The organism is Williamwhitmania taraxaci (assembly GCF_900096565.1).
Lineage (GTDB): Bacteria > Bacteroidota > Bacteroidia > Bacteroidales > Williamwhitmaniaceae > Williamwhitmania > Williamwhitmania taraxaci.
In genome coordinates this window covers 1-3,738 of record NZ_FMYP01000132.1, presented here as the reverse complement: position 1 = coordinate 3,738, position 3,738 = coordinate 1, and the positions used below count along the sequence as shown (strand labels likewise).

Genomic DNA, 3,738 nt, shown 5'->3' with positions numbered 1-3,738 from the left:
TATGTCGAACCAAAAAAATGGCAAAATATCCACCAAGCAAACCTAAATACGCTAAGATTTAAAACCTAGCAATCGACCTGCGGATTTAAGGTAATCCACGAAAAGAATAGTATTATTGTTGTGACTCCCGAAAAGACAGAAATTTGAAGAGCCGTTACTGTCCCAATTGAAAAACTAGCCTGCCAAAGGAAAACGTTAATTACATCAGGTGAACAAAGCAATATGAATACTTGCCAGTGTTTCAATGTGAAAATCATTCTTTTCATTCTTCTATTTTTTCACCTTCTGTTTAACTACCATTTAACTCCAGTTAAACTTCTTTCGCTACAATTCCACCGGACCCAACTTAAGCATTAATCGGAGGATTCGTGCCTGTCGGTTTTGAAGAAATCCGGTAGGCCTATCGGGGTAGCGCTTCAGAGGACGCGGCAGTATGGCCGCAAGCATGGCAGCCTCGGCGCGGGTGAGCTTTGCGGCAGGCTTGTGATAGTACTTCTGCGCGGCAGCCTCTACGCCATACACGCCATCGCCCATCTCAACTATGTTCAGGTATACCTCCATAATCCGCTCCTTGGTCCACATTACCTCAATCAGAAAGGTGAAGTAAACCTCCAGCCCTTTTCTTACGTACGATCGGCTGGGCCATAGAAATACATTCTTAGCGGTTTGCTGCGATATGGTGCTCGCGCCCCGTATCTTTTTGCTCCGCTCATTGTGGCGCATGGCTTTTTGTATCGCTTCAAAATCGAACCCAAAATGTATGGGAAAGCTGCTATCCTCGGCCGCAACGGCTGCCTGCACCATGTTTGGCGAAATATTGGAGAAGGAGACCCAATCCTTGTTCAGACGCAGGCTCCTGCCATCGGCCAGCTGCTCGCCGCACCGGATAAGCATTAACGGGGTTACTGGAGTTGGAACGAAACGAAGAACCACCACCATTCCAATAGTTATTATAAAGAATGCAATGGCTGCAATCCATGTCCAACGCCATATTTTACTCACAATTTGCTTCATCCGATCCATGCCAACGCCCGTTATAAATAGTGCACTAATTTAATACAACCTACCGAAACAACCAATGGACCACTCGGCTCTTTACGCTATTTCTTAAAAAATCATAACGTCAACGGTTTTCTGCACGGTTTTTGCTTACGTTTCCCTTTTTCTTACCATATTTGTTTGTTAAGGAGTATGATTTATCCTAGCAGACGAATTTGGAATAGCTAGCGTTGCTCAACCCATTTAATTGAACAGGAATGATAAGAAGTTTTAAAGTCGCGATACTCTTGGTAAGCCTGTTGGCATTAGCATACGGTGGTTTTTCACAGATCAACAAGCAGCACTTTCTATACCAAGGCCGCGAGCGGCTTTTCGACAGCAAGTATACCGATGCTATTTACTCCTTCAATACTATTATTAAGGCCGACACCAGCTTTGCCGAGGCTTACTTCTTTCGGGGCATCTGTAAGTATAACCTCGGCGACTTTATCGGGGCCCGCGAGGATTTCACCAAAACCATTAGCGTTAACCCCCTGTTCACCCAAGCCTACCACTTTAGGGCCATTACCCAAACCCGAACTGGCGATTACGAAAAGGCGCTGGCCGATTTTGACAAGACACTGGATCTTCGCGTAGATATTCCCGGCGTTTACTTTAACCGAGGCATTACCAACTTTCTACGACAAGACTTCGAGCATGCCCTACAGGATTTTGGCATTGCCCTGTCCATGGATCCCAAGTTTACCGATGCCTATATCAACAGAGGAACGGCACGTATTTACCTCAAGGATACTGCGGGAGCACTCTCGGACTACAACAAGGCACTTCAGTTCAACAACCTCAATCCGGAACCCTACCTCAAGCGTGGAATGCTCTACCAGAAAATGGAAAAGCAAGATTCAGCGCTATCCGATTTCAATAAAACCATCAACCTCGACACCACTGTTACCCTAGCATACTTCAGCCGAGGGTTGGTTAAGAACAGCAAAGGCGATATAAACGGAGCGCTAACCGACTTTAACCGGGTGCTGGCCGTGGAACCCGGCAATGCCCTTACCCTCTACAACCGGGCGCTGCTGAAAGCATCCATTGGAGATTTGAATAGCGCCCTAGCCGACTACAACAAGGTGGCCGAGCTCAACCCCAAGAATGTGCTCATCTTTTATAACCGAGGTGGCGTAAACTACGACCTAAAGCACTACAAAGAAGCCATTCGCGATTATAGTAGAGCCATTGAACTTTACCCCGACTTTGCCAATGCATTTCTAAACCGTTCCATGGCCAAGCGACAGATTAACGATGAGAAGGGTGCTTACCTCGATTATCAAATTGCCCAGAAGAAGATTAGCGAGTATAAAAATAAGCTGGGCGAAAAGAATTTTTCCGAGTTTGCCGATACCAGCAAGAAATTCAATAAGCTGCTGGCATTTGATGCCGACTTTGGCCGTGGCACCGAAGGCGAGAGCCTAATCCAAAACAAGAAGGTGGAAATAACGCTAAAACCACTTTTCCGCTTACTCGCGGTTGCCAGCGTGGAGCCGCCGCTTGCTGGCAGCTACTACTCCGGCATGTATGAGAACTTCCGAAAGAGTCTGGAGAATGTTCCGGTAGCCGTACTCTCGGAGCGGAGTGCGCTTACCGCCGAGGAGCTAAAGACCAAGCTCGACAAGGTGGATAGCATTCTCTTTACGCAGAGCACGCGCGAATTACTGTTCGAAAAGGCAGTTCTACTGGGCGATTTAAAGCGCTACACCAGTGCACTCGATATTTACAACAACCTATACACAACCGATAGAAAGGATGCTTTTGCCCTGTTCAACCGCAGTAGCGTGCAGGGGGAGATGATTGAGTTTATCAACTCCATCGACAACTCCTTCCAGGCGGTTACCCTCAGCGAATCGGGAAAACCATCGGCCAAGCGCCAGCAAAAGGTTGTGGTATATAACTACCAAGAGGCCATTGAAGATTTAAATGCCGCGGCCGCCGTTATCCCCGATTTTCCTTACATCTACTATAACCGTGGAAACCTAAACTGCCTCTCCACCGAGTTTACCAAGGCCATTGCGGACTACACCAAGGCCATTGAGATATACCCCAACATGGGTGAAGCCTACTTTAACCGTGGGCTGGTGCAGCTCTACCTTCAGGACACCGAAAAGGGATGCCTCGATGTGAGCAAATCGGGCGAGCTGGGCGTTAAGGAAGCCTACAACGTAATAAAGCGCTACTGCACAAAGGAGGGGAAGTAGGAAATTAGGCTATAGAGGCAGTAGGTTAATTGAAGCATTTAATTGAAATTCAGGATACTCTCCGGAATTTTGATTTTGAGCCATACCTCTATTCGACTCTCTCAAGTCCGAGGCATATAGTATTTTATTAAAAAGAATTACTTTAGCGCCGAAAAGCACAAAAAATCAATTCAATTAACCAAGAATAGCATGAGAACACTATATTTCTTGATACTTCCCCTTTTATTTATTGGGTGCACAAAGGAGGAAATTGTAAAAGAGCCGTTAGAATATAGATGGAAGGCGGATAGAAATTTCACCTACGATAATGCCACTGTAATGAATAGTTATTCCTCAGGCAAAAAGTTGCATCTCTTGGGACGGCTGATATCCACATATTCAGATTCAGGTCGTTCCTATATTGGCTACTTAAGAGATGTTTCTTTAAACATTAACACTACTGTCCGACTAAACTCTAAATATTCATTTATTGCCTCTGCATCCCAATAAA

At 45.9% G+C, this 3,738-nt stretch carries 3 protein-coding genes; 2 read left to right on the top strand and 1 reads right to left on the bottom strand.

What is annotated here, in order from left to right; all coding sequences use genetic code 11:
- Positions 1-324: 324 nt before the first annotated feature.
- Entirely contained in the window at positions 325-1,023 is a 699-nt protein-coding gene (gene mtgA / locus BLS65_RS17320) for a monofunctional biosynthetic peptidoglycan transglycosylase (RefSeq protein WP_244500715.1), read from the bottom strand.
- Between the two features lie 233 nt (positions 1,024-1,256).
- On the opposite strand from mtgA, the gene BLS65_RS17315 reads away from it, so the two are divergent.
- Together BLS65_RS17315 and BLS65_RS18110 are read left to right on the top strand one after the other, a co-directional pair.
- Complete coding sequence (locus BLS65_RS17315) at positions 1,257-3,248, top strand: tetratricopeptide repeat protein (RefSeq protein WP_092441046.1); 1,992 nt, start codon at positions 1,257-1,259, stop codon at positions 3,246-3,248.
- Between the two features lie 189 nt (positions 3,249-3,437).
- Complete coding sequence (locus BLS65_RS18110) at positions 3,438-3,737, top strand: hypothetical protein (RefSeq protein ID WP_125869947.1); 300 nt, start codon at positions 3,438-3,440, stop codon at positions 3,735-3,737.
- Position 3,738: the final 1 nt, after the last annotated feature.

Bases quoted from the DNA above. Each gene is read 5' to 3' on its own strand.
- BLS65_RS17315 (WP_092441046.1), top strand. From the start codon at position 1,257: ATGATAAGAAGTTTTAAAGTCGCGATACTCTTGGTAAGCCTGTTGGCA.
- BLS65_RS18110 (WP_125869947.1), top strand. From the start codon at position 3,438: ATGAGAACACTATATTTCTTGATACTTCCCCTTTTATTTATTGGGTGC.
- mtgA (WP_244500715.1), bottom strand. From the start codon at position 1,023: ATGGATCGGATGAAGCAAATTGTGAGTAAAATATGGCGTTGGACATGG.